Annotated in this window: 25 protein-coding genes; 16 read left to right on the top strand and 9 right to left on the bottom strand. The window is 68.5% G+C overall.

Annotation, left to right across the window (positions count from 1 at the left end; genetic code table 11):
* Positions 1–39: 39 nt before the first annotated feature.
* On the top strand, positions 40–1095 hold the full coding sequence (locus tag AC07NF_RS23535; RefSeq protein WP_494633142.1) for a DUF2855 family protein: 1056 nt from the start codon (positions 40–42) through the stop codon (positions 1093–1095).
* A 164-nt stretch (positions 1096–1259) separates the two neighbouring features.
* Here AC07NF_RS23535 and AC07NF_RS23530 read toward each other — a convergent pair whose 3' ends face one another.
* Positions 1260–1964 carry an ArsR/SmtB family transcription factor gene (locus AC07NF_RS23530; RefSeq protein WP_494633138.1) on the bottom strand — a complete coding sequence of 235 codons (705 nt, stop codon included), beginning with the start codon at positions 1962–1964 and terminating at the stop codon, positions 1260–1262.
* Positions 1965–2036: 72 nt separating this feature from the next.
* Here AC07NF_RS23530 and AC07NF_RS23525 point away from each other — a divergent pair, with 72 nt between their 5' ends.
* The gene (locus tag AC07NF_RS23525; RefSeq protein WP_494633134.1) at positions 2037–3386 is read left to right on the top strand and encodes an MFS transporter; all 1350 of its coding nucleotides are present in this window, start codon (positions 2037–2039) and stop codon (positions 3384–3386) included.
* Positions 3387–3444: 58 nt separating this feature from the next.
* On the opposite strand, the gene secA is transcribed toward AC07NF_RS23525, so the two are convergent.
* Positions 3445–6216, bottom strand: coding sequence for a preprotein translocase subunit SecA (gene secA / locus AC07NF_RS23520; RefSeq protein WP_494633132.1), 2772 nt, complete (start codon positions 6214–6216; stop codon positions 3445–3447).
* A 299-nt stretch (positions 6217–6515) separates the two neighbouring features.
* Between secA and AC07NF_RS23515 the strand changes: the two genes are divergently transcribed.
* The 7 genes from AC07NF_RS23515 (at position 6516) to AC07NF_RS23485 (ending at position 14738) form a co-directional block, all read left to right on the top strand.
* Positions 6516–7484, top strand: a complete 969-nt coding sequence (locus AC07NF_RS23515; protein WP_492813299.1) for a peptidylprolyl isomerase — start codon at positions 6516–6518, stop codon at positions 7482–7484.
* A 9-nt stretch (positions 7485–7493) separates the two neighbouring features.
* On the top strand, positions 7494–8960 hold the full coding sequence (gene argJ / locus AC07NF_RS23510) for a bifunctional glutamate N-acetyltransferase/amino-acid acetyltransferase ArgJ (RefSeq protein WP_494633129.1): 1467 nt from the start codon (positions 7494–7496) through the stop codon (positions 8958–8960).
* A 3-nt stretch (positions 8961–8963) separates the two neighbouring features.
* Positions 8964–9443, top strand: coding sequence for a hypothetical protein (locus tag AC07NF_RS23505; RefSeq protein WP_494633127.1), 480 nt, complete (start codon positions 8964–8966; stop codon positions 9441–9443).
* 87 nt (positions 9444–9530) lie between these two features.
* Positions 9531–10058, top strand: coding sequence for a hypothetical protein (locus tag AC07NF_RS23500; protein ID WP_492813294.1), 528 nt, complete (start codon positions 9531–9533; stop codon positions 10056–10058).
* 149 nt (positions 10059–10207) lie between these two features.
* Complete coding sequence (locus AC07NF_RS23495; protein WP_494633124.1) at positions 10208–12349, top strand: TonB-dependent siderophore receptor; 2142 nt, start codon at positions 10208–10210, stop codon at positions 12347–12349.
* Between the two features lie 86 nt (positions 12350–12435).
* Entirely contained in the window at positions 12436–13191 is a 756-nt protein-coding gene (locus AC07NF_RS23490) for an ABC transporter ATP-binding protein (RefSeq protein WP_494633263.1), read from the top strand.
* A complete protein-coding gene (locus AC07NF_RS23485) occupies positions 13188–14738 on the top strand; it encodes a hypothetical protein (RefSeq protein ID WP_494633122.1) in 1551 nt (516 codons plus the stop codon). Before AC07NF_RS23490 ends, AC07NF_RS23485 begins: the two co-directional genes overlap by 4 nt.
* Here AC07NF_RS23485 and AC07NF_RS23480 read toward each other — a convergent pair.
* Positions 14735–16942: a PAS domain-containing protein gene (locus AC07NF_RS23480; protein WP_494633119.1), complete on the bottom strand. Its 2208-nt coding sequence runs from the start codon at positions 16940–16942 to the stop codon at positions 14735–14737. The genes AC07NF_RS23485 and AC07NF_RS23480 overlap by 4 nt on opposite strands.
* Positions 16943–17156: 214 nt before the next feature.
* Positions 17157–18605 (bottom strand): DEAD/DEAH box helicase, encoded by a 1449-nt coding sequence (locus AC07NF_RS23475; RefSeq protein WP_494633117.1) that lies wholly within the window; start codon positions 18603–18605, stop codon positions 17157–17159.
* Positions 18606–18883: 278 nt separating this feature from the next.
* Between AC07NF_RS23475 and mutT the strand changes: the two genes are divergently transcribed.
* Complete coding sequence (gene mutT / locus AC07NF_RS23470; RefSeq protein ID WP_492813556.1) at positions 18884–19288, top strand: 8-oxo-dGTP diphosphatase MutT; 405 nt, start codon at positions 18884–18886, stop codon at positions 19286–19288.
* On the top strand, positions 19204–19440 hold the full coding sequence (locus AC07NF_RS23465; RefSeq protein WP_492813284.1) for a Flp family type IVb pilin: 237 nt from the start codon (positions 19204–19206) through the stop codon (positions 19438–19440). The genes mutT and AC07NF_RS23465 overlap by 85 nt, the downstream gene beginning before the upstream one ends.
* Here the strand turns inward: AC07NF_RS23465 and AC07NF_RS23460 are convergent.
* Positions 19437–20348: a methyltransferase domain-containing protein gene (locus tag AC07NF_RS23460; RefSeq protein WP_494633114.1), complete on the bottom strand. Its 912-nt coding sequence runs from the start codon at positions 20346–20348 to the stop codon at positions 19437–19439. The two genes, AC07NF_RS23465 and AC07NF_RS23460, sit on opposite strands and share 4 nt — an antisense overlap.
* Between AC07NF_RS23460 and AC07NF_RS23455 the strand changes: the two genes are divergently transcribed.
* Genes AC07NF_RS23455 through AC07NF_RS23440 form a run of 4 tightly spaced genes read left to right on the top strand, consistent with a single transcriptional unit; the run spans position 20348 to position 22688 of the window.
* Positions 20348–21130: a ComF family protein gene (locus AC07NF_RS23455; RefSeq protein ID WP_494633112.1), complete on the top strand. Its 783-nt coding sequence runs from the start codon at positions 20348–20350 to the stop codon at positions 21128–21130. The two genes, AC07NF_RS23460 and AC07NF_RS23455, sit on opposite strands and share 1 nt — an antisense overlap.
* A gap of 31 nt (positions 21131–21161) precedes the next feature.
* Positions 21162–21416 (top strand): glutaredoxin 3, encoded by a 255-nt coding sequence (gene grxC, locus AC07NF_RS23450; RefSeq protein ID WP_494633110.1) that lies wholly within the window; start codon positions 21162–21164, stop codon positions 21414–21416.
* Complete coding sequence (locus AC07NF_RS23445) at positions 21413–22234, top strand: carbon-nitrogen hydrolase family protein (RefSeq protein WP_494633107.1); 822 nt, start codon at positions 21413–21415, stop codon at positions 22232–22234. The genes grxC and AC07NF_RS23445 overlap by 4 nt, the downstream gene beginning before the upstream one ends.
* A gap of 19 nt (positions 22235–22253) precedes the next feature.
* On the top strand, positions 22254–22688 hold the full coding sequence (locus AC07NF_RS23440; RefSeq protein ID WP_492813275.1) for a DUF1178 family protein: 435 nt from the start codon (positions 22254–22256) through the stop codon (positions 22686–22688).
* 47 nt (positions 22689–22735) lie between these two features.
* On the opposite strand, the gene AC07NF_RS23435 is transcribed toward AC07NF_RS23440, so the two are convergent.
* From AC07NF_RS23435 to ubiG, 4 genes are all read right to left on the bottom strand, one after another.
* Entirely contained in the window at positions 22736–23017 is a 282-nt protein-coding gene (locus tag AC07NF_RS23435; RefSeq protein ID WP_494633103.1) for a type II toxin-antitoxin system ParD family antitoxin, read from the bottom strand.
* Positions 23018–23100: 83 nt separating this feature from the next.
* Positions 23101–23400, bottom strand: coding sequence for a glycine zipper 2TM domain-containing protein (locus tag AC07NF_RS23430; protein WP_494633101.1), 300 nt, complete (start codon positions 23398–23400; stop codon positions 23101–23103).
* A 116-nt stretch (positions 23401–23516) separates the two neighbouring features.
* A complete protein-coding gene (locus tag AC07NF_RS23425; protein WP_494633098.1) occupies positions 23517–24524 on the bottom strand; it encodes a YMGG-like glycine zipper-containing protein in 1008 nt (335 codons plus the stop codon).
* A 132-nt stretch (positions 24525–24656) separates the two neighbouring features.
* Positions 24657–25424: a bifunctional 2-polyprenyl-6-hydroxyphenol methylase/3-demethylubiquinol 3-O-methyltransferase UbiG gene (gene ubiG / locus AC07NF_RS23420; protein ID WP_494633096.1), complete on the bottom strand. Its 768-nt coding sequence runs from the start codon at positions 25422–25424 to the stop codon at positions 24657–24659.
* A gap of 65 nt (positions 25425–25489) precedes the next feature.
* Between ubiG and AC07NF_RS23415 the strand changes: the two genes are divergently transcribed.
* A complete protein-coding gene (locus AC07NF_RS23415; RefSeq protein WP_494633094.1) occupies positions 25490–26317 on the top strand; it encodes a hypothetical protein in 828 nt (275 codons plus the stop codon).
* Positions 26318–26368 lie beyond the last annotated feature (51 nt).

Below are 26368 nucleotides of genomic sequence, written 5' to 3'. Positions count from 1 at the left end.
CCTCCCGCTAACTCCGTCGAAACAGCATGGGAGGCCGCCATGGCCTGGGATTTCGTCGTCGCCAAGAGCGACCTGCGCCGCACGGAATTCCGCGACGTCGAGCCGCCGCCGCTGGACGATGGCCAGGTCCGCCTGGCCATCGAGAGCTTCGCCCTGACGGCCAACAACATCACCTATGCCGTGTTCGGCGAGATGATGAAGTACTGGGACTTCTTCCCCGGCCCCGACGGCTTTGGCCGCGTGCCGGTGTGGGGCCATGCACGCGTCGAGGCCTCGGCGCATCCGGACATCGCGGTGGGGCAGCGGTTCTACGGCTACTGGCCGATGTCGACCCATCTGACGGTGCAGGCCAAGCCCGGCAAGAGCGGCTTCACCGACGTGGCGGCCCATCGCCAGCCCTTGCCGCCGGTCTACAACCAGTACCTGGCGGTCGGCGCCGAGGATGCGCTGGAGGCGCACCGGGCGCTGCTGCAACCGCTGTTCATCACCGCCTTCCTGATCGACGACCAGTTCGACGAGCACGGCTTCTACGGCGCCGAGAGCGTGATCCTGTCCAGCGCCTCGTCCAAGACGGCGATCGGCCTGGCGGCGCTGTTGAAGAAGCGGGGCGGGGTGACCGTCGTGGGCCTGACCTCGCCGCGCAACAAGGCGTTCGTCGAGGGGCTGGGGTTCTACGATCATGTGGTGCTGTACGACGACCTGGCCAGCGCGCCGATCGAAGGGCCGACGGCGTTCGTGGACTTCGCGGGCGATGCGGCGGTGTTGGCGGCGGTGCATAACCGGTTCGCCGACGACTTGAAGGCCTCGATCCTGGTGGGTGGCACCCACTGGGAGGCGCCGAGTGGTGGCGGGGCCCTGCCGGGTCCGACGCCGGCGTTCTTCTTCGCGCCGGATCGGGTGGCCAAGCGGCAGAAGGACTGGGCGCCGGGCGAGTTCGAGCAGCGCTACGGCGCGGCCTGGGCGGGGTTCGTCGCGGATGCGCCGCGGTGGTTGAAGGTCGAGGTCGGCGAAGGCCGCGAGGCGATGCAGGCGGCGTATCTGGCGCAGGTCGATGGTGGGACCAGTCCCGAGGTCGGGGTCGTCCTGAAGCCCTAGCCGGCAGGGCGTCCCGTTTCATCTCTCCTCCCCCGTATGGGGGAGGTGGCGCGCCCGCGAAGCGTGGCGTGACGGAGGGGGCTAGTCATGAGCCGGCCGCGCTGACCCCTCCACCGCCTTCGGCGGTCCCCCTCCCCCAAAGGGGGAGGAGAGGGAAAAGCCTTTCAAGCGGCGACGCGGCCTTCTTCGTCCAGGCTGACACCTAGCCGCTCACGTAGGGCCTCGGCGCCAACAGTGGTCAACCGCACCGCCCGGCCCTTCGCCTCCAACGCCAACCACCCCCGCGCGCTCATCGCCTCCAGCAACTTCACCCCCAGCGGCCCGGCCAAGTGATGCCGCCGCTCAGTCCAGTCCAGGCACTGCCGCGCCACGCCCCTCGGCGAGCGCAAGCTGTCGACCGCCACACCCAGGTCCTCGAACCAGACGCGGCCTTCCGGCGTCACGTCGTAGAGCTTCTCCGCCGCCGGTCGGATCAGGTCCCGATCGACCAGCGCCTCGCACACCCGCACCCCCAGTCGCCCCGCCAGGTGCCCGTAGCAGCACCGCGCATCCCGCAACGCCCGGGCCTTGGGCGAGCGCGGGACCTCCAGCGACCGCACCGGCGTGGCCAGCACTGACAGCGCCTCGATCGCGTGCGCCACCTCGGCCGAGGCCAGGCGGTAATAGCGATGCCGCCCCTCGCGCTCGACCGCCAGCAGGCCGCCGTCGACCAGCTTGGCGAGGTGATTGCTGGCCGCCTGGGCCGTGACGCCGGCCGCCCAGGCCAGGGCGCTGGCGGGCTGGGCGCGGCCGTCCTGCAGGGCCTGCAGCATGGCGGCGCGGGTCGGGTCGCCGATCAAGGCGGCGGGGGTGGCGATATTGGCGTCCATATTCGCATCATAGGACGATCGTCGGCGGAATGGTTCATCGGCGCGTGTAGCATCCGGGCGGCGGATCGGGGCATGTCCAGGACCATGAGTAACGCACGCCTGCCCCTGATCACCGCCGCCGCCAGCTTCGGCTTCTTCGTCACCCAGCTGGATGTCACGATCGTCAATGTCGCGCTGGACGCCATCGGCGCGGCGTTCCACGCCCCGACGGCGCAGCTGCAATGGGTGGTCGACGCCTACATTCTGGCGCTGGCGGCCATGCTGCTGTCGGCCGGCGCGATCGGCGACCGGGTGGGGCCACGCCGGGCGTTCGTGGCGGGGCTCGTCCTGTTCGGCCTGACCTCGGCGGCCTGCGGGTTCGCCATGAGCCCGCTGGCGTTGATCCTGGCCCGCGCGGCCCAGGGCGCGGCCGGGGCGCTGCTGATCCCGCCGTCCCTGGCTCTGATCGCCCATGCCGCGCACGGCGATAACGCCAAGCGCGCTTCGGCCGTCGGCTGGTGGACCGCCGCCGGCGGGGTGTCGATCGCGCTGGGACCGGTGCTGGGCGGCCTGCTGGTCGAGACCCTGGGTTGGCGCTGGGTGTTCTTCGTCAACCTGCCGGTCTGCGCTTTGGGCGCGGTGCTGACGCTGCTGGTCGCGCCCGACGCGCCGGCCAAGCCCAAGGTCCCGTTCGACATTCCCGGCCAGGCCCTGGCGGTGGCGGCGGTGTCGCTGCTGGTCGGCGGCCTGATCGAGGGCGGTCACCGAGGCTGGGGCGGGGCGCCGCTGCTGGCCCTGGTCGCCGGGGTGCTGCTGGCCGTCGCCTTCGTGCTGTTCGAGCGCCGCGCGGCCCATCCCGCCATGCCGCTCAGCGTGTTCCGCAAGCGCCCGGCCTGGACGGCCGTGGTGGTCGGCTCGGCGCTGAACTTCACCTATTACGGCCTGATCTTCGTGCTGGGCCTCTACATGCTGCGCGCCCTGCACTGGGCCCCGGCCAAGGCGGGCCTGGCCTTCCTGCCGCTGACGGCGACGTTCATCGTCTCCAACCTGCTGAGCGGCGGCCTGGTGGCTCGCTTCGGCGCGCGGACGGTGACGACGGGCGGCGTACTGCTGGCCGCCTGCGGCTACGCCCTGACGGCGCGGCTGGGGACGGGCAGCGACATGCTCGAGATGCTGCCCGGTTTCGCCCTGATCCCAGGCGGCATGGGCCTGGCCATCCCCGCCCTGACTAGCGGCCTGCTGGCCAGCGTCGACAAGCACGACGCCGGCGCGGCCTCGGGCGCCCTCAACGCCTGCCGCCAGGTCGGCGGCGCGGCGGGCGTGGCGATCTTCGGCGCGCTGGCGGGGACGGACGTGGTGACCGGTCTGCACGTCTCGGGCCTGAGCGCGGCGGTGCTGCTGGTCGGCGCGGCGGCGGTGGCGGGGCTGCCCACCCGGAAATAGAAAACGCCCGCCCCGGTCTCCCGGGGCGGGCGTCCTAAACTCAGAGCGGCCTAGAGGCTCACTTCACCAGCGAGCCGTGGCACTGCTTGAACTTCTTGCCCGAGCCGCAGGGGCAGGCGCTGTTGCGGTTGGTGCGGTCCCAGCCTTCCGGCAGGGCCGAGACGGGCAGGGCTTCGCGTTGTTGCGGAGACAGGCCGTCGGGAATGGCGCCGGCGACGGCGGCGTTCTCGCCGGTCAGCGGGTCCAGGTGGACCTCGACCAGGTTGTCCAGCGATTGGTGCGGGACTTCCGGCTCGGCATAGGCGATCTCGACCGTCATCAGCCAGCGGGTGGTGTTGGTGCGCAGGTCGCCCAGCAGCTTCTCGAACAGCGAGAAGGCTTCGGTCTTGTACTCGTTCAGCGGATCACGCTGGCCGTAGCCGCGCAGGCCGATGACGTTGCGCAGATGGTCCAGGTGCATCAGGTGTTCGCGCCACTGCAGATCGATCATCTGCAGCAGGAAGTTCTTCTCGACCGAGCGCATCTGGTCGGGCGTGATGATCTCTTCGCGCTGTGCGGCGTAGGCGTCGGCCGCCTTCTGGATGCGGTCCTTGATCTCTTCGTCGGCGATGCCTTCCTCGGCGGCCCACGCTTCGATCGGCAGGTCCAGGCCCAGGATCGACTGAACGCGTTCCTTCAGGCCGTCGATGTCCCACTGCTCGGCATAGGCCTTGGGCGGCAGGTGGCGAGCGACCAGGTCGTCGATCGTGTCCTGGCGCATCTCGGCGATGATGTCCGAGAGGTCGGTCGACTCCATGAACTCCTGGCGCTGCTCGAACACGGCCTTGCGCTGGTCGTTGACGACGTCGTCGTACTTCAGGAGGTTCTTGCGGATCTCGTAGTTGCGCTGCTCGACGCGCTTTTGCGCCGTGGCGATGGCGTTGTTCAGCCACTTGTGGGTGATCGCCTCGCCTTCCTGGACGCCGAAGGTGCGCATGATCGCGTCCAGGCGCTCGCCGGCGAAGATGCGCAGCAGATCGTCTTCACACGACAGGAAGAACTTCGAACGACCCGGGTCGCCCTGACGGCCGGTACGACCGCGCAGCTGGTTGTCGATGCGGCGGCTTTCGTGGCGCTCGGTGCCCAGCACGAACAGGCCGCCGGCGGCCAGCGCCGCGGCCTTGGCGCCGGCGATCTCGGCTTCCAGGGCGGCCTTCTGGGCCAGCTCGTCCTGGTGGTCGATCTCCAGGCCCATGCCGCGCTGCTGCTGGCGCCACGAGGCCAGGCGCATGTCGACATTGCCGCCCAGCTGGATGTCGGTGCCGCGGCCGGCCATGTTGGTGGCGATGGTCACCGCGCCGGGCACGCCCGCGTCGGCGACGATGCCGGCTTCCTGCTCGTGGAAGCGAGCGTTCAGCACCTGGTGCGGGATGCCCTTCTGCTTCTTGCCGTCGTTCTCGAACGAGTAGCTGGTCAGCAGCTTGGACAGCTCTTCCGACTTCTCGATCGAGACGGTGCCGACCAGGATCGGCTGGCCGCGCATGTGGCAGTCGGCGATCTGCTTGAGGATGGCCTCGTTCTTCTCGCGCTCGGTGCGATAGACCTCATCGTCATCGTCGATGCGCTGGATGGTGCGGTTGGTCGGGATTTCCGACACGCCCATCTTGTAGATGTCGTCGAATTCCTGGGCCTCGGTCGAAGCCGTGCCGGTCATGCCCGACAGCTTCTTGTAGAGGCGGAAGTAGTTCTGGATGGTCACCGAGGCCAGGGTCTGGTTCTCGGGCTGGATGTCGGCGCCTTCCTTGGCCTCGATGGCCTGGTGCAGGCCTTCCGACAGGCGGCGGCCGGTCATCATGCGGCCGGTGAACTCGTCGATCAGGACGACTTCGCCGCCCTTGACGATGTAGTCCTTGTCGCGCGTGTACAGGATGTTGGCGCGCAGGGCCTGGTTGACGTGGTGCACCACCGAGACGTTGGCGGCGTCGTACAGACCCGCCGAGTCCTCGGCCAGGTGGCCGCCCGACATCAGGATCTCTTCGATCTTCTCCTGGCCGTCCTCGGTCAGGATGACCTGCTTCTGCTTCTCGTCGTGGTCGTAGGTGCCCTTGTCGAGGATCAGCTGCTTCACCAGCACGTCGATCGTCTTGTAGAACTCGCTGCGGTCCTCGGTCGGGCCCGAGATGATCAGCGGGGTGCGGGCTTCGTCGATCAGGATCGAGTCCACTTCGTCGACGATGACGAAGTTGTGGCCGCGCTGGACCATTTCCTCGACGCTGTAGACGAGGTTGTCGCGCAGGTAGTCGAAGCCGAATTCGTTGTTGGTGCCGTAGGTGATGTCGCTGCGGTACGCGCGCTGACGTTCACCTTGCGAGAGGCCATTGACGATGACGCCATAGCTCAGGCCCAGGAAGTTGTAGATCTGGCCCATCCAGTCGGCGTCGCGGGTGGCCAGGTAGTCGTTGACGGTGATGACGTGGACGCCCTTGCCTTCCAGGGCGTTCAGATAGGTGGGCAGGGTGGCGACCAGGGTCTTGCCTTCACCCGTGCGCATTTCCGAGATGCCCGAGAAGTGCAGCACCATGCCGCCGACCAGCTGGACGTCGAAGTGGCGCATGCCCAGCACGCGCTTGCCGGCCTCGCGCACGACGGCGAAGGCTTCGTTCAGCACGTCGTCCAGGGTCTGGCCCTTGGCCAGGCGGTCCTTGAACTCGGCGGTCTTGGCCTTCAGGGCCTCGTCCGACAGGGCGGCGTATTCCGACTCCAGCGCATTGATCTTGGCGACCCGCGCCTGGAAGGTCTTGACCTTGCGTTCGTTCGAAGAGCCGAAGAGCTTTTTGGCGAGACCAAGCATGCAGGGGGAATCCGAAAGGGACGTTTTGACGAGGAGGCCGGCGCTAAGGCTGTGCGGCCTCGACTACGGAATATGGAGTCGCACTGGATTAACGGAAAAATCCACTCTTCCGGTGCGGCCGGAGACTTAAGCACCGGTCATCTTGGTGTCAACGCGAAGACCCCGGTGTAAGTAAGGCTTTAAGGGCCGTTAGTGGCCGTCCCGCCTCAGTTTTCGCTAGGTCGAACGCTTTCGATGGCGAAGCCGTTTCCACTCGGCGAAAAAGCACGCTAGAGCCGTCTGCAACAAAGCCGGAGATCTTGGCCTTGAAGACCACTTTCCGCCTCTCTCGTTTGATCGGCGCCGTCGCCTGCGCCCTGGTGCTGGCCTCGTGCGGCCAGAACAAGGTCGCCGAGCGTCCGCCCGAGCCCGGCGACACCGCCGTGGCGCGCGTCAACGGCCAGGTGATCTGGGCGTCGGACGTCAAACGCGAGGCCGTGGCGCAAGGCCTGATCAGCGAAGGCGAGCCGCTGGACATCTCCAGCGAGGTCTTCCGTCAGCGCCTGGACGAGGTGATCGACCAGAAGCTGCTGGCCGCCGAGGCGACCAAGCGCAAGATCGACAAGGAAGCCATCGCCCAGCGCCGCCTGGCCGCCGCCCGCGAGCGCATCCTGGGCGACATGCTGGTCGAGGGCGTGGTCGAGAAGGCCGTCACCGAGGACGCCATCCGCAAGCTCTATGCCGAGCAGCAGAAGCTTTCGAAGCGCTCGGAAGAGATCCGCGCCCGCCAGATCATCGTCGGCAGCCAGGCCGAGGCCGACAGCGTCAAGAAGCTCTTGGCCTCCGGCGCCTCGTTCGACGCCCTGGCCATGGAGCGCTCGACCGACCAGGCCACCCGCTTCAACGGCGGCGACCTGGGCTACTTCACCCTGGACGTGATGCCCGAGCCCTATGGCGTGGCCCTGAAGGACGCCGCCAAGGGCGCGCTGGTCGGTCCGTTCGCGGCCGAGGGCGGCTGGGTGCTGGTCAAGGTCGAGGACAAGCGCACCGAGGAGCCGATCACCCTGGAGTCCGCGCGGCCGCAGATCGTGCGCTTCCTGACCTATGATCAGGTCCGCGACATCCTCGAAAAGCTGCGCGGCTCGGCCAAGGTCGAGATGCTGATCGGCAAGACCGCCGACGCGCCCGGCCCCGCCGGCGCCCAGGAACCGGCTTCGGCGCCGCCCGAGCCGCCGGCCGGCGCGCCGGCCTCGGCTCCGCCGCCTCCTGCTCAACCCGCTAAGAAATAAGAGCGGCTCATGACCAAGACTCCCAAGACTTCCGGCAAGAAGACGGCCGCGAAGGCTCCTGAAGCCGCGCCGACGCCGGCCGAGCGCGCCAGCGGCGTGATCGACGCGATCGTCGATCCCCTGACCTCGGCCCTGAAGCGCGCCGGCCTGCGCCGCGCCCAGAAGTCGGCCGGCGAGACGACGCCGGCTCCGGCCACGCCTGCTCCCGCGAAGCCCGCCGCCACCGGCGCGGGCAAGCCGGGCCTGGCCATCTCGCCCCTGGCCGTGCCGTTCCCGCATATCCCGCCGATCCCGGGCGTGGAGATCGCCACGGGTCGCGCCGGCTTCTACAAGCACGAGCGCGAGGACCTGCTGCTGATGCGTTTCGCCGAGGGCACCTCGGCGGCGGGCGTCTTCACCCGTCACGGCGTCGGCTCGGCCCCTGTGGACTGGTGCAAGCGCCAGCTGGCCGCCACCGGCGGGGCGGACGTCCGCGCCCTGGTGGTCAATGCCGGCTGCGCCAACAGCTTCACCGGCCGTCCCGGCGCCGACGCGGTGCGCCGCGTGGCCACGGCCGTGGGCAAGCGCATGGACTGCCGCCAGCGCGACGTGATGATGGCCTCGACTGGCGTCATCGGTGTCATCCTGGACGACAGCAAGATCACCGCCCGCCTGCCGGAAGTCGAAGCGCGCCTGACCGCCGACGCCTGGGCCCAGGCCGGTCGCGCGATCATGACCACCGACACCTTCCCGAAGGGCGCCTACGCCACCGCCCTGATCGACGGCGTGGAAGTGAAGATCGCCGGCATCGCCAAGGGCTCGGGCATGATCGCGCCCGACATGGCCACCATGCTGGCCTTCGTGGCCACCGACGCGGCCATCGCCCCGGCGGCGCTGCAGACCCTGGTCTCGCTCTATACCCGCACGACCTTCAACTGCGTGACGGTGGACGGCGATCGCTCGACCAACGACACCCTGCTGCTGTTCGCCACCGGCCAGTCGGGCGCGCCCAAGATCAGCCGTCCGGGCGACAAGCGCCTGGCCGACTTCCGCGAGAAGCTGGAACACGTGCTGCTGGACCTGGCCCTGCAGCTGGTCCGCGACGGCGAAGGCGCCACTAAGTTCGTCAAGATCACCGTCAACGGCGCCGAGAGCCCGGCCAGCGCCCGCAAGATCGCCCGCACCATCGCCGAGAGCCCGCTGGTCAAGACCGCCTTCGCCGGCGAGGACGCCAACTGGGGCCGCATCGTCATGGCCGTGGGCCGCGCCGACGAGCCGGTGGCTCGCGAGAAGATCAGCGTCAAGTTCGGCGACCTGTACGCCGCCCGTGACGGCCTGATCTCGGCCGAATACGACGAGGCCAAGATGAGCGCCTATGTGAAGAACCAGGAGTTCGAGGTCAGCGTCGACGTCGGCGTGGGCAAGGGGTCTTCCACGGTGTGGACCTGCGACCTGACCAAGCAGTACGTGGCCATCAACGGCGATTACCGGAGCTAAGCCATGACCGACCTCACCCCCGACCAGGAAGCCGCCCTGCTGGCCGAACTGACGACCGCCTGCCGCGAGGCCGGCTACGTCGTCGACGCCATCGACCGCGGCCTGGAAGTCTCCGGCGGTGAGGAGGAGGGCGCCTATTACCTGCTGCCCGACCACGGTTGGCTGCAGGTGCGGTGCCTGGTGCTGGACCCCGAGGACCTGGCCGAGGCCCGCGACCTGACGGCGCTGTTCGAGACCATGGCCCTGGCCCAGTTCCGCCTAATCGGCTGCCGCTTCGGCTATGACGGCCAGACCGGCCTGTGGCTGGTCGAGGACCTGTATCCGGGCTTCGAGTCTGCCCGCGTGCCGGCCGTGCTGGAGCAGATGACCTTCATCTGGGACGCGCTGGAGGACCTGTTCATCGGCGCCCTGGAAGGGACCGTCCCCAGCGAAGACGCGTTCGACGCGGCCTTCGAACTGGAAGCGGCGACCCCGCCGAACTAAGCTATTCAAATCCTTGCCGGGCAAGCGGAACCGCAAGCCCGAAGCATCGTTCCTGATCGGTGTTTACCTGGGTTGGAGGGCGTTGAGATGTCTCTGAAGCAAACCGTCATGACCGGACTGTTGGTCGCGATGCTGGCCTCGGCTGCGCCCGCTCTGGCCCAGGTCAAGCCGCCGGCCACGCCGGACGAGCCGGGCGGTCGCTGGGGCGAGGCCAAGAAAAAGGCCACCGAGATCGGCAGCCAGCCGGTCCGCGACGTCGGCATGTCCAAGCGCGAGATCCCGCCGATCCTGGAAAAGGCCTATGCCGATCCCTACAGCCTCAAGGGGCTGAAGACGTGCGTGTCCCTGTCTCGCGAAGTGCGGGATCTGAACGGCGTGCTGGGCCCCGACTACATTGTCGGCAACTCCTACGAGGAGAACCGCGCGGGCAAGCTGGCCGAGGCGGGCGGCAAGACCATCATCAACAGCATCATCCCCTTCCGCGGCCTGGTTCGCGAAGTGACGGGCGCGGCGCCGAACGACCGTCGTATGAACGCCGCTGTCGACGCCGGTCTGGCCCGGCGCGGCTTCCTGCGCGGCGTGCACCTGAAGCAGGGCTGCAAGACCAAGTTCTAAAAGGGACCGCTACCCAAAAGTTGATGAGAGTCATTTGCAATTGCAGGTGACGCTCGTTATAGGCTCCTGATCAACGGCGTCTCAAGCCGACAACGCCTGCGACCGCCGCGTCTCTCCGTGCGGCAGGCGTCCTATCAGGGGTGAGTTCCATGGACTTCAAAACCACGCTGCTCGCGGGCGGCGCTCTTCTCGCATTCGCCGCGCCCGCCATGGCGCAAGAGGCCAAGACCGACGCGAGCGAAGTCGACCAAGTGGTCATCACCGGCTCGTATACGATCAACAACCGTATCGACACCGCCACCGGCCTGGGCCTGACCCTGCGCGAGACGCCGCAGTCGGTGACCGTGATCACCGCCCAGCGCATCCTGGACCAGAACATGCGCACCGTGGCCGATGTCGTGGTCAACACGGTCGGTGTCGCGACCAACCAGGTCGACGACGTGCGCAACACGTTCAATGCGCGTGGCTTCGAGATCAAGAACTACCAGATCGACAGCGTCCCAACCGCCTGGACCCTGGCGGGCGGCGCCGGCGAGACCATCGCCGACGTCTCGATCTATGACCGGGTCGAGATCGTGCGCGGCGCCACCGGCCTGATGACCGGCGCGGGCGACCCGTCGGCCTCGATCAACCTGGTGCGCAAGCACGCCACCAGCACCGAGCTCAACGGCTACATCAACGCCAGCGTCGGCAGCTGGAACAACCGCCAGGTCCAGGCCGACGTCGCCGGCGCCCTGACGTCCAGCGGCAAGATCCGTGGCCGGGCCGTCGCCAAGTACGAAAAGACCGAGAACTTCATCGACTGGTACAAGAACGAGAAGTCGGTGCTGTACGGGGTCATCGACGCCGACCTGGACGACGCCACCCTGCTGCGCGTCGGCGCCAGCCAGCAGAAGGGCGCCCCGAACGCCCCGGCCTGGGGCGCTCTGCCCACCTTCTACAGCGACGGCAGCGTCGCCATCTGGCCGCGCACCAAGACCGCCTCGGCCAAGTGGAGCTACTGGGACAGCACCAACCAGAACATCTTCGCCAACCTGCAGCACCAGTTCGGCAACGGCTGGTCGCTGAGCGTCAACTACAACTGGATCCGCAACGCCCAGAGCACCGAGCTGCTCTACATGTCGGGCCTGATCGACAAGACCGCCGGGACCTGGCAGTGGGCGCCGTTCCCCTACAAGGACAAGGGCGAGAGCCTCCAGAACAGCATCGATGTGCAGGTCAAGGGCGACTACACCCTGTTCGGCCGCCAGCACGAGCTGGTGCTGGGCGCGTTGGGCAGCAAGCAGCACCTGACCACCGACACCTTCGCGGCGACCTCGGCGGCGACGACGGCGGGCAGCTTCTTCGACTGGCAGGCCATTCCGCACCCGACCTTCTCGAAGACCAAGTCGCCGACCGTCGACCAGACGATCACGCAGAGCGGCTACTACGTCGCCACCCGCCTGAACGTCACCGACGCCTTCAAGGTGATCGGCGGCGCGCGCCTGTCCAGCTGGCGCCAGAAGGGCTTCAACTACGGGACCTTCGACTTCGGCGACGACAACGTGCTGGTGCCGTATCTGGGCGCCCTGTACGACCTGACGCCGAACCATCGCCTGTACGCCAGCTACACCGAGATCTTCCAGCCGCAGAACGCCCAGGACTTCCGGGGCGACTATCTGAAGCCGATCACCGGTGAGAGCCTGGAAGGCGGTCTGAAGAGCGCCTTCTTCGGCGACAAGCTGCAGACCTCGGTCGCGGTGTTCCGCATCGTCCAGGACAACCTGGCCCAGACCGATCCGGACCTGACGCACATCATCCCCGGCTCGTCCCCGCCGACCCGCGCCTCGATCGCGGCCAAGGGCGCGACCAGCAAGGGCTTCGAGCTGGAAGTGATCGGCAAGCCGGTCGACAACTGGAACATCTCGCTGGGCTACAGCCAGTTCCAGATGCGCGACGTCAACGACGTGAAGGTCAACACCGCCTTCCCGCGCAAGCTGCTCAAGCTGTTCACGACCTATCAGCTGCCGGGCGCGCTCAGCGGCCTGACGGTCGGCGGCGGCGTCAACTGGCAGAGCGAGGCCTACTCGGCCTCGACCAACCCGGTCACGGGCGCGCCGTTCAGCTTCACGCAGAAGGCCTATACGCTGGTCAGCCTGATGGCCCGCTACGAGATCAACGAGCAGCTGTCGGTCCAGGCCAATATCGAGAACCTGACGGACAAGACCTATTACGCGCAGACCGGCTTCTACAGCCAGTACCGCTATGGCGAGCCGCGCAACTACACGGTGGCTCTGAAGTACGCGTTCTAAGACGGCTGGCGCCCGCTTCCTTCCGGAGGCGGGCGCTTTTTCTTGCCTCGCCGCGCGCATCGGGCTCACATCGCGCCGTTGCAGTGCTGGGGGCGGGTTTGACGGAAGCCTTGATCGTTCGCGGGTTGAACAAGACGTTCGCCAAGCCCGCGGTGTCCGACCTCGACCTGACGGTCCATGCCGGCGAACTCTACGCCCTGCTGGGTCCCAACGGCGCGGGCAAGACCACCACCCTGCGCATGGTCGCGGGCCTGACCCAGCCCGACAGCGGCGAAGTCGAGATCTACGGCGTCGACGCCCGCAAGGACCCCGCCGGCGCCAAGGCGCTGCTGGCCTGGGCGCCCGACGAGGCGATGATCTACGACAAGCTCACCCCGCTGGAATATCTGGAGTTCGTCGCCGGCCTCTGGAACATCGAGCCGCGCGCCGCCAAGACCAAGGCCGAAGAACTCCTGGCCACCCTGGGCCTGACCGACGAGGCCCGCCGCCGTTGCGAGGGCTTCTCGCGCGGCATGAAACAGAAGGTCGCCCTGGCCGGCGCCTTGATCCACGATCCCAAGCTGCTGATCTTGGACGAGCCGCTGACGGGCCTCGACGCCGCCGCCGCGCGCCTGGTCAAGGACATGCTGCAGGCCCGCGTCGACGCCGGCGGCACGGTGATCCTGACCACTCACATTCTGGAAGTCGCCGAGCGCATGGCTGACCGCATCGGCATCATCGCCGGCGGCCGCCTGATGGCCGAGGGCACGCTGGACGAGCTGCGCGCCAAGGCCGGCGAGGCCAGCGGCCGCACGCTGGAGGACGTCTTCCTGCAGCTGACGAACGCCGAGGCCGCTGCGTGAGCCTGCCGTTCAAGCCCGCCAGCACGCCCTGGCTGCTGGCCCACGAGCTGCGGCTGACCTGGCGCGGCTTCAAGGCCGGGCGCAAGGCCAGCGGGCCCGGCGCGTTCATCGCGTTCGGCATCCTGGGCGCTATGATCCTGGTCGGCGGGGTGTTCTTAGGATTGGGCGTGCGCGGACACGAGGTTCCGATCCTGCCGCTGTCGGCGGTGATCGCCGACCTGATCCTGGCGGTGATCCTGACCCTGATGCTGTCGACCACCCTGGCGGCCTCGGCGGACGCGCTCTACGAGCGCAACGACCTCGACCTGCTGTTCTCGTCACCCCTGGCGCCGCGCAAGGTGCTGTTCGTCCGGGCGCTGGGCCTGGCGGTCAATGCGGGGCTCTGGTTCCTGGCGCCGGCGGTGCTGCTGCTGACGCCGTCGATCCTGCTGGGACACTGGGCTTGGGCCAGCGTGTTCGTGGTGCTGAGCGCCGCCGCCCTGGGCGCTTCCGGTGTGGGCCTGCTGCTGGCCATGGCGCTGTTCGCCCTGATCGGCCCGCGCCGCACGCGCACCGTGGCCCAGGTGATGGCGGCCCTGATCGGCGCGGCCTTCTTCCTGGCCAGCCAGTACCGCAACCTGATGGGCGAGCGGGCCAGCGAGAGCCTGTTCGCCCGCATCGCCCTGGACGTCCGGGACGGCAAGATCGTCCTCCCGCCGTTCGCCGACTGGCCTTTGCGCGCGGCGCTGGGTCAGCCGATCCCGCTGTTGGTCATCACGGCGATCGGTCTCGGCATCTTCCTGTTCGCCGCCCGCGTGCTGGGGCGCCGCTTCGCCGACGCGGCCGCCGCCACCCAAGGGGCCGAGACCCGCAAGGCCGCGAAGGGCCCGACCCGCGCCTTCGCCGCCGGCGCTTTCCGGGCCACGGTGCGCAAGGAGCTACGCCTGGTCAGCCGCGACGCGGCTCTGCTGTCGCAGGTGCTGCTGCGGGTGCTGTACATGCTGCCGCTGGCCTTCCTGATGGCCCGCAACGCCGCGCACCTGCCGGTCTGGGCCCTGGCCGGCCCGGCCGCCGCCGTGACCTTCCTGGCGGGCCAGGTGGCCGGCAGCCTGATCTGGATCACCGTCTCGGCCGAGGACACGCCCGACCTGCTGGCCATCTCGCCGACACCCATGAGCGTGCTGCGCCGGGCCAAGCTGACGGCGGCCCTGATCCCGGTGGCGGTGCTGCTGGCGGTCCCGATCGCCGTGCTGGCCTGGTTCGCGCCCCTGGCCGCCCTGTGGACCGCGATCGGCGCGGGCCTGACCGCCTGGAGCTCGGGCCTGATCGGCATCTGGCATCAGAAGCCCGGCAAACGCGCCGACTTCCGCCGCCGGCGTACGGGCTCGTTCCTGTCCGCCCTGGCCGAGCTCCTGATCGCCTTCCTGTTCGGCGGCGCGACGGCGTTGGCGGTGGCCGGCTGGTACGTCTGGGCGCTGTTGCCGCTGATCGTGGCGGGCGCGGTGATGATGGCCCTGCGCCGGACGGACGAGCAGATCGGGGCGGCGTTGAGGGCGGCTTCGGCCTAAGCCTCCAGCAACGCCCGGATCCGGCACACCACCCCCTCGGGCTGAAAGTCGATCGCCGCCGAGCCCGACAGCTCCGCCGCCAGACCCCGCTCGATCAGCCGCGAGCCGAAACCCCGATCCGTCGGCGGCTTGACCAGCGGCCCGCCGCTTTCGGTCCAGGTCAAATCGAGCCGCGCCGCGCCCGGCTCCGGCGCGAAGTCCCAGACCACGCGGATGCGGCCGTCGGGCGTCGACAGCGCGCCGTACTTCATGGCGTTGGTGGCCAGTTCGTGCAGGGCCATCGACAGCGACAGGGCCGTCTTGGGCGACAGGCGGATGGACGGGCCCGACAGCTCGAACCGCGCCGCGCCGCCGTGCAGGGCTGCCAGCCGCGTGGTGACGTCGTGCAGCTCGGCGCCCTCCCAGTTCTCGCGGGTCAGCAGGTCGTGGGCCTCGGCCAGGGCGACGATGCGGCTGGAGAAGGCTTCCTGCGCCTGGGGCAGGGCGCGCTCGCCGGTGAAGCTCTGGGCGGCGATGGCCTGGATGGTGGCCAGGCTGTTCTTGACGCGGTGGTTCAGCTCGTTGACCAGCAGCCGCAGATGCAACTCCGAGCGCTTGCGGTCGGTGATGTTGACCACGGCCCCGACGAAGCGGTGGGCCTTGCCGTCGTCGCCGAAGAACACCTTGCCCTTCACGCCCAGCCAGCGCTCGACATGGTCGTCGCGGCCTATGGCGCGGTACTCGACCGCGTAGTCCGGGCGGATGGCCGGATCCATGGCCTGGATCGTGGCGTCGCGCACGCGGGCCACGTCGCCCGGGTGGATCAGCGCATAGGCCGTCTCGACGTCGACTGCATCGCCCGGCGTCATGCCGAACATCTGGTAGCAGCGGTCCGACCAGGTCAGGGCGCCGCTGTCGATGTCCAGGTCCCAGGTGCCGACGTCGGCGGCGTCGACGGCCTGGCGCAGGGTCTCCTCCTGGCGCAGCGTGCGCTCGACCGCCTCGCGGCGTTCGGTGACGTCCGAGACCACGCCGACGAACCGCACGCACTGGTCGCCCTCGAAGAAGGCCTGGCCGAACGTCTCGACCCAGCGTTCGGCGCCGTCGTCGGCGCGGCGGATGCGGTACTCCATGTTGATCGCGCCGGGACCGGCCGGGTCCACGGCGGCGGCCACTGCCGCGCGGATCGCCGGCAGGTCGTCGGGATGCAGCAGGCGATCGAAGAGCTCTTGCGTGGGCTCGTCGTCAGGCGCCAGGCCGAAGATGCTGCGGGCGCGGGCGTCCCAGTATCGCTCGCCCCGCGAGGGCTTGTGGTCCCAGCGGCCCATGCCGGCGGCCTGGGCGGCGAGGTCCAGATCCAGGCGCGCGGCGGCCAGCTCGGCCTCGACCGTCTTGCGCTCGGTGATGTCGACGATGACGCCGGTGTTGCGGTGCGGCTGGCCCGCGTCGTCCAGATAGGCGCGGCCGCGCGTATAGACCCAGCGGATCGAGCCGTCGGCTTGGACCAGCCGGTACTCCTCGGAGAAGTCGCCGCCTTCGCGAGCGGCCTTCAGGGCGGTGTCGCGGATGCGGTCGGCGTCCTCGGGATGGACGGCGGGCGTGTAGCTCTGGGCCGGCAGGCCGGCCTCGGCGAACTCGGGCGAGACATTGTGCAGCTCGGCGTAGCGGGCGTCGGCATAGACCTTGTTGGCCTTGATGTCCCACTCCCAGGCCCCGACCACCCCGGCTGCCTCGCGGGCCATGGCGTAGCGCTCCTGGGTGGCGCGCAGGGTCTTCTGGTCGGCGACCGATTGCGAGATCTCGACGGCGGTGACCAGCACCCCGCCGACGCCGTTGGCGCCCGTGGGGTCGGGCACGGGGCTGTAGCTGACCCGGAAATAACCCAGCTCCTGCTTGCCGCCCCGCGTTACCCGCAGCGGCAGCTTGTCGAAGGCGAAGCCGGGGCTGGTCCCGGCCAGGATGTCGTCGTGCAGGGCGCGGATCGAGGCCTGGAACTCGGGCGAGGTCTGGGTGAACAGCACGCCCAGGGCCTGCGGGTGGTTCTCGTGCAGGGCAGGGGCGTAGGCGTCGTTGTAGACAAGGACCAGCTCAGGCCCCCAGCGCAGGGCCATCGGGAAGTTGGCGGCCAGGATCATGTCGACCGACAGGCGCAGGGCCGGGGACCAGGCGTCCCTCGGGCCCAGGGGCGTCATCGACCAATCGAAGGCGCTCACGCGAGCAGCCATCTCGCCGCCCGCGATGCGTGTCAATACAGGCGTGGCGCGTGGTTCACCCTCGCCCATCGCAGTTGGTCCCCCATCCGGCCTCACTTGGCCGGCCCGTCGTTAAGGTGAACCCATAGACGACGTAGAGACAAGCTGCGCTGTAACGAAAGGACGCAGACATACAAACGGGGCAGCTTTCGCCGCCCCGTTTTACAACCCTTTGTTTTATTTCCACTTAGTCGATAGGCGACCAGCGCTTCTCGGCCGGCGCGGCGTCGCGCTTGGGACCGCGGAACTCGTTCCGGGGACCCTGGGCCTTCTGGCCCTGACCCGGACCGCGGCCTTGGCGCTGCGGACCCTTGCCCTGGGCCTTCTGGCCGCCCTCGGAGCGGCCGCCACCGTTGCCGCCGCCACCGCCATTGCGGTTGCCGTTGCGGTTGCGCTTGCGGCGCAGTTCCGACGGCACGTCGTTGCGCGGGTCGGCCTTGCGGGGATCGACGTACTTTTCCGGCGGCGCCAGCTTGTCGGCGACGGCCGCGGCGGCGGCGAGGTTCTTGTCGTTGCGGCGGTCGAAGGTCGGGATCGTCTGGCGGGTGGCCTTCTGAATGTCCTTCAGCAGGTTACGCTCGTCATCGGCGCAGAAGCTGATGGCGATGCCGTCCTTGCCCTTGCGGGCGGTGCGGCCGATCCGGTGGACATAGGCCTCCGGCACGTTGGGCAGCTCGTAGTTGATGACGTGGCTGACGTCGTTGACGTCGATGCCGCGCGCGGCGATGTCGGTCGCCACCAGGGCCCGCATCTCACCGGCCTTGAAGGCGGCCAGGGCGCGCTCACGCTGGCCTTGCGTCTTGTCGCCGTGGATCGAGGCGGCCTCGATGCCGGCGGCGTTCAGATACTTGGCCACCCGGTCGGCGCCGCGCTTGGTGCGGGTGAAGACGATGGTGCGCGAGAAGTTGCTGTCGGCGAACAACTCGGCCAGCAGCGGACGCTTGCGTTGCGCCTCGATGAACAGCACGCGCTGGTCGATGCGCTCGACGGTGGTCGCCTGCGGCGCCACCGAGACCTGCACCGGATCCTTCAGCAGCTCACCGGCCAGCTTGCCGATTTCCGTCGGCATGGTGGCCGAGAAGAACAGGTTCTGGCGGTTCTTGGTCAGCTGGCTGGCGATCTTGCGGATCGGCACCACGAAGCCCAGGTCCAGCATCTGGTCGGCTTCGTCCAGGACGAAGATCTCGGTGCCCGAGACGATGGCCGACTTCTCGGCCATGTGGTCCATCAGGCGGCCCGGGGTGGCGACCAGAACGTCGATGCCGCCGGCCAGGGCCTTCATCTGCGGGCCGTACTTGACGCCGCCATAGATGGTGTGGACCGACAGGCCCATGTGGACGGCGTAGGCCTTGAAGTTCTCGGCGATCTGGGTCGCCAGTTCGCGGGTCGGGGACAGGACCAGGCAGCGGAAGCCACGGCGGGGAGCCGGCTTACGGTCCTCGGCCAGGCGCTGCAGGATCGGCAGGGCGAAGGCGGCGGTCTTGCCGGTGCCGGTCTGGGCGATGCCCAGCAGGTCCTTGCCTTGCAACACCACCGGAATGGCCTGGGCCTGGATCGGGGTGGGTTCCTTGTAGCCCTTTTCAGCGAGGGCCTTCAGCAGCGGCTTGGCCAGGCCAAGGTCAGCGAATTGAGTCACGGATGTTTGTCTTAATCATGCGCCGAATGCAGCCCATGCGTCCTCGCACGGCTGGCCCCTCGGCTAGTCGGTCGGGGAGCGCCCCGCGTGCACGGGCTCTCTAATGAGAAGCTCTTCAGGGCGCTCGACAGGCTGGTCCAAAAAGGACCCTCACGCGGCTGGAGCACCGATAGCGCCAAGTCGGCGCGAGGCGGATATCGCTTGTTGCAGTGCAAAAGTCAAGGAAGGGCCAGTTCCCGGCCTTGCCAGCGGCCAAGCGCCGCGCCAAACCCGGCCTCATGACCAAGCCGATCGTCCTTGTCGCCGCCGCCGCCCTGATCGATGTCGACGGGCGCGTGCTGATCTGTCAGCGGCCGCAGGGCAAGCAGTTGGCCGGGCTGTGGGAGTTTCCGGGCGGCAAGGTCGAGCCGGGCGAGACGCCGGAGCAGTGCCTGATCCGCGAGCTGAACGAGGAGCTGGGCATCACCGTCGCCCAGGCCTGTCTCGCGCCGTTCGTGTTCGCGTCACACTCTTACGAGTCTTTTCACCTCCTGATGCCACTGTACCTGCTGCGTCGGTGGGAAGGCCAAGTGGCGCGCAAGGAGCACGAGGCGCTGGCATGGGTGAAGCCCGACAAGCTCACGGACTATCCGATGCCCCCGGCGGACGAGCCGCTGGTCGCCTGGCTGCGCGATCTGCTCTGAACCGTTTCTGGCGTGACGAAAGCGGCGCCACCGCCGTCGAGATCGGCGTACTCATGTGCCTGATCACCGTCATCCTGATCACCGCCCTGACCACGATCGGCGGCAACATCAAGGCGGCCTTCACCAAGACCGCGAACGCGATCGGCTCCTAACCGGCCCTATCGCCTGCGGACTCTTCCGTCGTTCCCAGCGCATCGGCCAGCCGCATCTTGGCCGAACCCGGCCGCAGCGGCTTCTGCTGGCTGTCATGCGGCGCCCAGCCGGTGACCGAGACGATCTCGAAGGTCGCGGGGACCTTGCCGTCGGCCTCGGCGAAGCGCTCGGCATAAAGCTCCATCGCCCGGAACAGGATCTTCTTGGTCAGCGGCTTGCGCGAGCGGTCGACCAGCACGCTGGTCTCGCCCATGCGGCGCAGGTCCTGCAGCAGCTTGATCGGGTGGCTGTAGCGGACCTTCACGCGATCCACGTCGGCGACGGGCAGGGCGAAACCGGCCCGTTGCAGCAGGCCCGCCGCGTCGATGGCGTCGGCGAACGGCGAGACGCGCATCGATGCGCCGTCCGATAGCTCGGCCTCGGCGGCCAGCAGGCACTGGCGCAGCTCGGTCAGGGTGGCCCCGCCGAAGATCGCCCCGACGAACAGGCCGTCGGGCTTGAGGGCGCGGCGGATCTGGATCAGCGCGCCGACCAGGTCATTGGTCCAGTGCAGCGACAGGGTCGAGGTGACCAGGTCCAGGGTCCCGTCGCCGAACGGCAGGCGCTCCTCGTCGGCGACAACACGCAGGGAGTCGCGGCCGCCCAGCATCCGCCCCGACAGGTCGGCCTCGATCAGCGTGTCGATGTTGGCGCGGGCGTCGCTATCGGCCAAGGCCTTGAAAAAATGACCGTTTCTGGCTCCGAGGTCGACGGCGACCGGAAAGCGTCGCAGGATCGTCTCCAGCCGCATGACAACGTCCTGGGCCGCCCGGGCCTTCAGGAAATCGGCGGCCGCGAAGTCGGGCGCGGCGCGGTCGAGACGGGCGCGATGCAGGGCGCGGTCGAAGAGCAGGGGGGAGGCGGTCATTGCGCGCGGAACATGGCGATTCCGGACCGTTCTGGAAAGGGCGTCCCTTCTTTGTAGGATTGGGTCGGGGTGTCCTCGATCTGCTCCTTCCGCCGTCCAGCCTGGACGGGGAGGCGGCCCTCAGCGGCGGCCTGTCGGCCAGGGCCTTCTCGAAGGTGACCTTCCTGGACGATCCGGTCTGCGACGGCTGCGGTCTGGCCATGGCCTATGCCGAGATGGCGCTGGAGCGGTGTCCCGCTTGCCTGGCCAAGCCCAGGGCCTTCCAGCGTTGCCGCGCGGCCTGCGTCTATGACGAACACTCGCGCGACCTGATCCTGAAGCTGAAACACGCCGACCAGCCGGAGTTGGCGCGGCTGTTCGCCCGCTGGCTGTCGCGGGCGGCGGTGGAGCTGTTGGACGAGGCCGACGCGGTGGTCCCGGTGCCTGTCCACCGATCGCGCCTGTTCAGCCGTCGCTACAACCAGGCCGCCGAGATCGCCCGGCCGCTGGCCCGGACGGCGGGGCTGGCCTATCTGCCCGACGTCCTGGTGAGAAAGCGCGACACCGCCAGCCAGGGCGGCAAGTCGGCGACGGGCCGCCGTCGCAACGTCGCCGCCGCCTTTGTCGTCCCCGAAACGCGGCGGGCGCGGATTGAGGGCCGGCGGATCGTTCTCATTGATGACGTGTTGACCACAGGCGCGACGGCCGAGGGCTGCGCACGAGCGCTTCTGGCCGCCGGCGCGGCGTCGGTGACGTTATCCGTCGTCGCCCGCGTTACAGAAATGCAGGCGCGTCCTATATGAGGACGCACAACACCAGGGTATCGACTGCACCATGGCTCACGTCACTATCTACACCCGCCCGTTCTGCGGCTATTGCGCCCGCGCCCTCGCCCTGCTGGACGAGAAGGGCGCCGACTTCACCGAGGTCGAGGCCGGCATGGATCCCGCGCTCCGCCAGGAAATGATGCAGCGCTCGGGCCGCACCACCTTCCCGCAGATCTTCGTCGGCGAGCAGCACATCGGCGGCTGCGACGACATGATGGCCCTCGAGCGTGAGGGCAAGCTGGACCCGATGCTGGCCGCATGAGCTTGAAGGTCGGTCTGATCCAGACCCGTACGCCCGCGACGCACGCGTCGGCGCTGGCCCATGTCGCGCCGCTGGTGCGCGAGGCGATCGCGGGCGGCGCGCAGTTCGTGCTGACGCCCGAATGCACCAACGTCCTGCAGAAGGACCGCGCCAAGCTGCTGCCGACCCTGGTCGCGCTGGAGGACGACGTGGTCGTCAACGGCCTGCGCCAGATCGCGGCCGAGACCGGGACCTGGATCGACATCGGCTCGGCCCTGGTGCTGCGCGAGGACGGCAAGGCGGCCAACCGCCAGGCCGTCATCGACCCGACGGGCGCGATCGTCGCGACCTACGACAAGCTGCACATGTTCGATGTCGACCTGCCCACCGGCGAGACGGCACGGGAGTCGGCCACCTATACGCCGGGCGAGAAGGCCGTGGTCGTCGACACGCCGCTGGGTAAGTTCGGCCTGACCATCTGCTACGACATGCGTTTCCCGGCCCTGCACCGCGCGCTGGCGCTGGCCGGTGCGACGGTGATCACCGCCCCGGCCGCCTTCACCCGTCCGACGGGCGAGGCGCACTGGGACGTGCTGCTGCGCGCCCGCGCCATCGAGACCGGCTCGTTCGTGATCGCGGCGGCGCAAGGCGGCTTCCACGAGGACGGCCGCGGCACCTGGGGCCGCTCGATCGCCATCGGCCCCTGGGGCGAGGTGATCGGTAAGCTTGACCACGACGAGCCCGGCGTGCTGTTGGCCGAGCTGGATCTGCCTGCGGCCTTGTCAGCGCGGGCGGCGATCCCGGTCCTCAAGAACGCCCGGCCTTTCGTCGGTCCCTGAAAGCGCGCACCCTCCGCCTATGATCAAGTACGCGCTTCAGTGCGAGCACGCCCATGAGTTCGAGGGCTGGTTCGGGTCGTCGTCGGACTATGACGACCAGGCCGCGCGGGGGCTGGTCGAGTGCCCCGTCTGCGGCTCGCACGGCGTCTCCAAGCAGATCATGGCCCCGGCCGTGGCAGGGACCAAAGCTCAGCGCGCGGCGCCCGCCGTCGATCCGAAAATGCGCGAGATGATGATGACGGCCATGGGCGAGGTCCGTCGGCACGTCGAGGACAATTTCGACTATGTCGGCGACGCCTTCGCCAAGGAGGCCCGCGCCATCCACGAGGGCAAGTCCGAAGACCGCGGCATCTACGGCGAGGCCTCGCCGACCGAGGTAAAGGCGCTGGTCGAGGACGGGGTGAAGGTCGCGGCGTTGCCGCCGGCGGCGCCGAAGAAGACGGACGTGAACTAGGTCGGTGAGGCTGTCGCAGAGTCGCCCTCTCTCTATGAGAGAGGGTTTCAGAGGCCGCGACGCGCGATGGCGAGAATGTCGGTCATCGAGTTCTGGCTTGCGCCGCTCTCTTCGGCTTCGTCGACGAGCTTTTGGAGGGCTGCGATCTTGTCCGCGCGCTCCTGGTCGCGCCGGATCAGGTCGCGCACATAGTCGCTCGCATTGCTGTAGCGGCCGGTCTCGGTCTGCCCTTCCACCCACGCTTTCATCGCGTCGGGGAGGGACACGTTCATCGTAGCCATGATGTGCCTCCAGCCCCAAAGTTGGCACGTTTTGGCAAAGATTGCCATCAGCCCCGGAGGCAGCCCGACATGCAAAAGGCGGCGGACCCTGAGATCCGCCGCCCTTTTGGCTCTGGATGAACCCCTACGCGTTACCGATAACGGTACTCGTAGTGGCACTTCTTCTTGCCCTTGCCGATCTCGTGACCGGCGACGGCGCCGACGCCGGCGCCCAGCAGAGCGCCTTCGGTCTTGTTGCCGCGACCCGCGACGGTGTTGCCGAGCAGGGCGCCCGACAGGCCGCCGATGATGGCGCCGTTCTTGGCCTTGGACTTGTTGCAGACCAGCACGCGCTCACGGCGCTGCTGGGCTTCTGCGGCGGTGATGGCCACGCTGCTGACGGTGAAACCGACGACGGTGGCCAGGACGATGGTCTTCAGGCGGGCGCGCATGGCGAGCTCTCCAATATTGTTTCTTGTACGATCCCTCGTTTCGTAAACGCCCAAGCTGACGGCCGGTTTCCGAGAAAGTCGGCTACCAGACGCCAGCTTGGGTCTTACGATCGCGCTTAGCCGTCGACGCGATAACGGCCGTCGGCGTCGGGGCAGACCCGCACATAGCGCTGCTCGACGCGACCGTTGTACTCGGTCGGGGCCGGGGCCAGGCGGCAGCGTTCGCTGGCTTCGGCGTAGCGGCCGTCGCTGTAGCGATAGGGCTGGGTCTGGTCATAGCTGTAGTAGTTGCCGCGCGTGTCGCACTTGGCCGAGGCGTTGCCCACGGCCGCCCCGACGCCGGCGCCGACCAGGGCCCCGAGGACGGTGCCTTCCGGACGCGCGTTGCGGGCGGCGACGTTCGAGCCCAGGGCCGCGCCGGCCAGGGCCCCGATCACGCCGCCGACGGTGGCGTTCTTCTTGGCGTCCTGACGACAGTCGTCGCGGTAGTTGACGTTGGCGCTGGTGTCGATGCTGTAGGCCCCGGCATAGGGCGCGTTGTAGCGGCTGGCCTCGCCGGGATAACGACGGTCATAGGCCCCGGCGCCGCGACGGCGGTCATAGTCGTCACGGGCGCTCAGATAACGCGAGCGATCGCGCTCCCACTGGTCGCGGTCGGCATTGTAGCCGGACGTATAGCTGACGCCTTCGGTGCGGAAGCGGTCGGCCTCGCGCGGGTTGCGGCGGTCATAGCTGCCTTGGCCGTAACGACGGTCATAGTCGTAGCGGGCGCGCTCGTAGGTGGCGCGCGACCGTTCGAACTCGGCCTGCTCGGCATAGTAGGCGGCGCTGTCGCGATACTGGGCGACGCGGTAGCGCTCGGCGAAGCTGGGGTTGCGACGGTCATAGGCTCCGCGGCCGTAACGGCGGTCATAGTCGTCGCGGTTGCGGATGTAGTTGGCCCGGTCGCGCTCATAGGCCGCCTGGCGGTCCTGATACTCGGCCACCTTGTCGTAATAGTTGGCGCGCTGGTTGTCGTAGTTGCGCAGGCTCTGCTGGTAAGCCGAATCCTGCGCGAAGGCGGGGGCGATCGCGCCGCACGCCACGGTGGCGGCCAGGACGGCGGCCAAGGTCTTGCGAGTCATTAGGTGTCTCCGTTCCCACTCGAACGGATCGACGGCCACCCCCGACAGGGTCGCCAATCCGGGTTCATGTCCCGGGGAGGAAAAGCCCGCGTGACATCGAGGTTCCCGGACCTCTGCCGTTTCAACTCACGGTCAGGCCTTGGTGACGGTCATCATGTAGTTGATGTCGACATCGGCCGAGCGGCTCCAGCGGCCCGTCAGCGGATTATAGGCCACGCCGAAGGGGCCGTGCATCTCGACGGGCTCGCCGGCGATGAAGGCGCGCAGCTCTTCGGGTTTCAGGAACTGCTTCCACTCGTGGGTGCCGGGCGGCACCCAGCGCAGGATGTATTCCGCGCCGATCTTCGCAAGCGCCAAAGCCTTCAGCGTGCGGTTCAGGGTGGCGACGATCATCAGGCCGCCGGGCTTGAGCAGCCGCGAGCAGGTGCGCAGAAACTCGCCCGGATCGGCGACGTGCTCGATGACCTCCATGGTCAGCACCACGTCGAACGGCCCCGCGCCCTCGGCCAGCAGCTGCTCGGCGGTGGCGGGGCGATAACCGATGGCCAGGCCCTGCTCGGCGGCGTGGGTCGCGGCGGTCTTGATGTTCTTTTCCGAGGCGTCGACGGCGGTGACGTCAAATCCCAGCCGCGCCATCGGCTCGGACAGCAGCCCGCCGCCGCAGCCGATGTCGAGCAGGGACAGGCCCTGGAACGGCTGGCGCAGCGTCCCGTCGCGGCCGAACCGCTCCAGCGCCTGCTCGCGGATGAAGGCCAGGCGGCAGGGGTTGAACACGTGCAGCGGCGCGAACTTGCCCTTGGGATCCCACCACTCGGCGGCGATCGCCGAGAACCGCGCCACGTCGGCGGGGTCGATGCTCCAGGAGGGATGCCCAGAGGAGGGGGATGCAGTATCCGTCATAAAGCCTATCTAGAGCGACCCTTGCGCCGGGGCTAGGGTCCGGTCGCGCGTACGGGAGCAAGTCGATGAAGCCGTTGATCCTCGCAGCTGTCCTGGCGGCTTTGGCCTCGCCGGCCTTTGCCCAAGAACCCACCCTGCAGACCACCGAGCTGCGCCGCTTCGACGCTCCGGAGGCCAAGCAGGGCGTGGCGGCCGACAAGACCCACCTCTACGCCATCGATAACGGCCGCATCGCCCGCTACGACAAGGCCAGCGGCGCCAAGCAGGCGACCTGGACCGGCGATCCGGTGCGCTTCAAGCACCTGAACGCCTGCCTGATCGTCGGCAAGGACCTGGTCTGCGCCGGCTCGAACTATCCCAGCGTGCCGCAGAACAGCTCGGTCGAGATTTTCGATCCGGTGAAGATGACCCACGTGCGGACCGTGCCGCTGGGACCGGGCATCGGCTCCTTGACCTGGGTCGACCGCCGCGACGGCTTCTGGTTCGCGATGTTCGCCAACTATGACGCCAAGGGCGGTGAGCCCAACCGCGATCACCGCTGGACCACCCTGGTCAAGTTCGACGACCAGTGGCGGCGCGTCGGCGCCTGGACCCTGCCTGAAGAGGTCCTGGCGCGAATGGCGCCCTACAGCTGCTCGGGCGGCGGGTTCGGCGACGACGGGCTGCTCTACATCACCGGCCACGACCGGCCCGAGCTGTACGCGCTGAAGATTCCCACCGAGGGCGGGGCGACCCTGGACTATGTCGCCACGCTGGCGATCCCCGTCGAGGGCCAGGCCATCGCTTGGGATCCCTACGACAAGCGCGTGCTGTGGGGCGTCAATCGCGCCAGCCGGCAGGTCGTGGCCTTCAAGGTTCCGCCGGTTCCGGACGTTTCGGGCCCTCAAAAATAGCGGGGAGAGCATTGCGGCGCCGCATCAAGGTCGCTAGAAGGCGGCGGCTTG

The organism is Caulobacter sp. GW821-FHT10A06 (assembly GCF_059415805.1).
This window is presented reverse-complemented; position numbering and strand designations above follow the sequence as displayed.

Excerpts from the sequence above, each read along its gene's own strand:
- AC07NF_RS23535 (WP_494633142.1), top strand. The coding sequence starts at position 40 with ATGGCCTGGGATTTCGTCGTCGCCAAGAGCGACCTGCGCCGCACGGAA.
- AC07NF_RS23530 (WP_494633138.1), bottom strand. The coding sequence starts at position 1,964 with ATGGACGCCAATATCGCCACCCCCGCCGCCTTGATCGGCGACCCGACC.
- AC07NF_RS23525 (WP_494633134.1), top strand. The coding sequence starts at position 2,037 with ATGTCCAGGACCATGAGTAACGCACGCCTGCCCCTGATCACCGCCGCC.
- secA (WP_494633132.1), bottom strand. The coding sequence starts at position 6,216 with ATGCTTGGTCTCGCCAAAAAGCTCTTCGGCTCTTCGAACGAACGCAAG.
- argJ (WP_494633129.1), top strand. The coding sequence starts at position 7,494 with ATGACCAAGACTCCCAAGACTTCCGGCAAGAAGACGGCCGCGAAGGCT.
- AC07NF_RS23505 (WP_494633127.1), top strand. The coding sequence starts at position 8,964 with ATGACCGACCTCACCCCCGACCAGGAAGCCGCCCTGCTGGCCGAACTG.
- AC07NF_RS23500 (WP_492813294.1), top strand. The coding sequence starts at position 9,531 with ATGTCTCTGAAGCAAACCGTCATGACCGGACTGTTGGTCGCGATGCTG.
- AC07NF_RS23495 (WP_494633124.1), top strand. The coding sequence starts at position 10,208 with ATGGACTTCAAAACCACGCTGCTCGCGGGCGGCGCTCTTCTCGCATTC.
- AC07NF_RS23480 (WP_494633119.1), bottom strand. The coding sequence starts at position 16,942 with ATGGCTGCTCGCGTGAGCGCCTTCGATTGGTCGATGACGCCCCTGGGC.
- mutT (WP_492813556.1), top strand. The coding sequence starts at position 18,884 with ATGACCAAGCCGATCGTCCTTGTCGCCGCCGCCGCCCTGATCGATGTC.
- AC07NF_RS23465 (WP_492813284.1), top strand. The coding sequence starts at position 19,204 with ATGGGTGAAGCCCGACAAGCTCACGGACTATCCGATGCCCCCGGCGGA.
- AC07NF_RS23460 (WP_494633114.1), bottom strand. The coding sequence starts at position 20,348 with ATGACCGCCTCCCCCCTGCTCTTCGACCGCGCCCTGCATCGCGCCCGT.
- grxC (WP_494633110.1), top strand. The coding sequence starts at position 21,162 with ATGGCTCACGTCACTATCTACACCCGCCCGTTCTGCGGCTATTGCGCC.
- AC07NF_RS23445 (WP_494633107.1), top strand. The coding sequence starts at position 21,413 with ATGAGCTTGAAGGTCGGTCTGATCCAGACCCGTACGCCCGCGACGCAC.
- AC07NF_RS23440 (WP_492813275.1), top strand. The coding sequence starts at position 22,254 with ATGATCAAGTACGCGCTTCAGTGCGAGCACGCCCATGAGTTCGAGGGC.
- AC07NF_RS23435 (WP_494633103.1), bottom strand. The coding sequence starts at position 23,017 with ATGGCAATCTTTGCCAAAACGTGCCAACTTTGGGGCTGGAGGCACATC.
- AC07NF_RS23430 (WP_494633101.1), bottom strand. The coding sequence starts at position 23,400 with ATGCGCGCCCGCCTGAAGACCATCGTCCTGGCCACCGTCGTCGGTTTC.
- AC07NF_RS23425 (WP_494633098.1), bottom strand. The coding sequence starts at position 24,524 with ATGACTCGCAAGACCTTGGCCGCCGTCCTGGCCGCCACCGTGGCGTGC.
- ubiG (WP_494633096.1), bottom strand. The coding sequence starts at position 25,424 with ATGACGGATACTGCATCCCCCTCCTCTGGGCATCCCTCCTGGAGCATC.
- AC07NF_RS23415 (WP_494633094.1), top strand. The coding sequence starts at position 25,490 with ATGAAGCCGTTGATCCTCGCAGCTGTCCTGGCGGCTTTGGCCTCGCCG.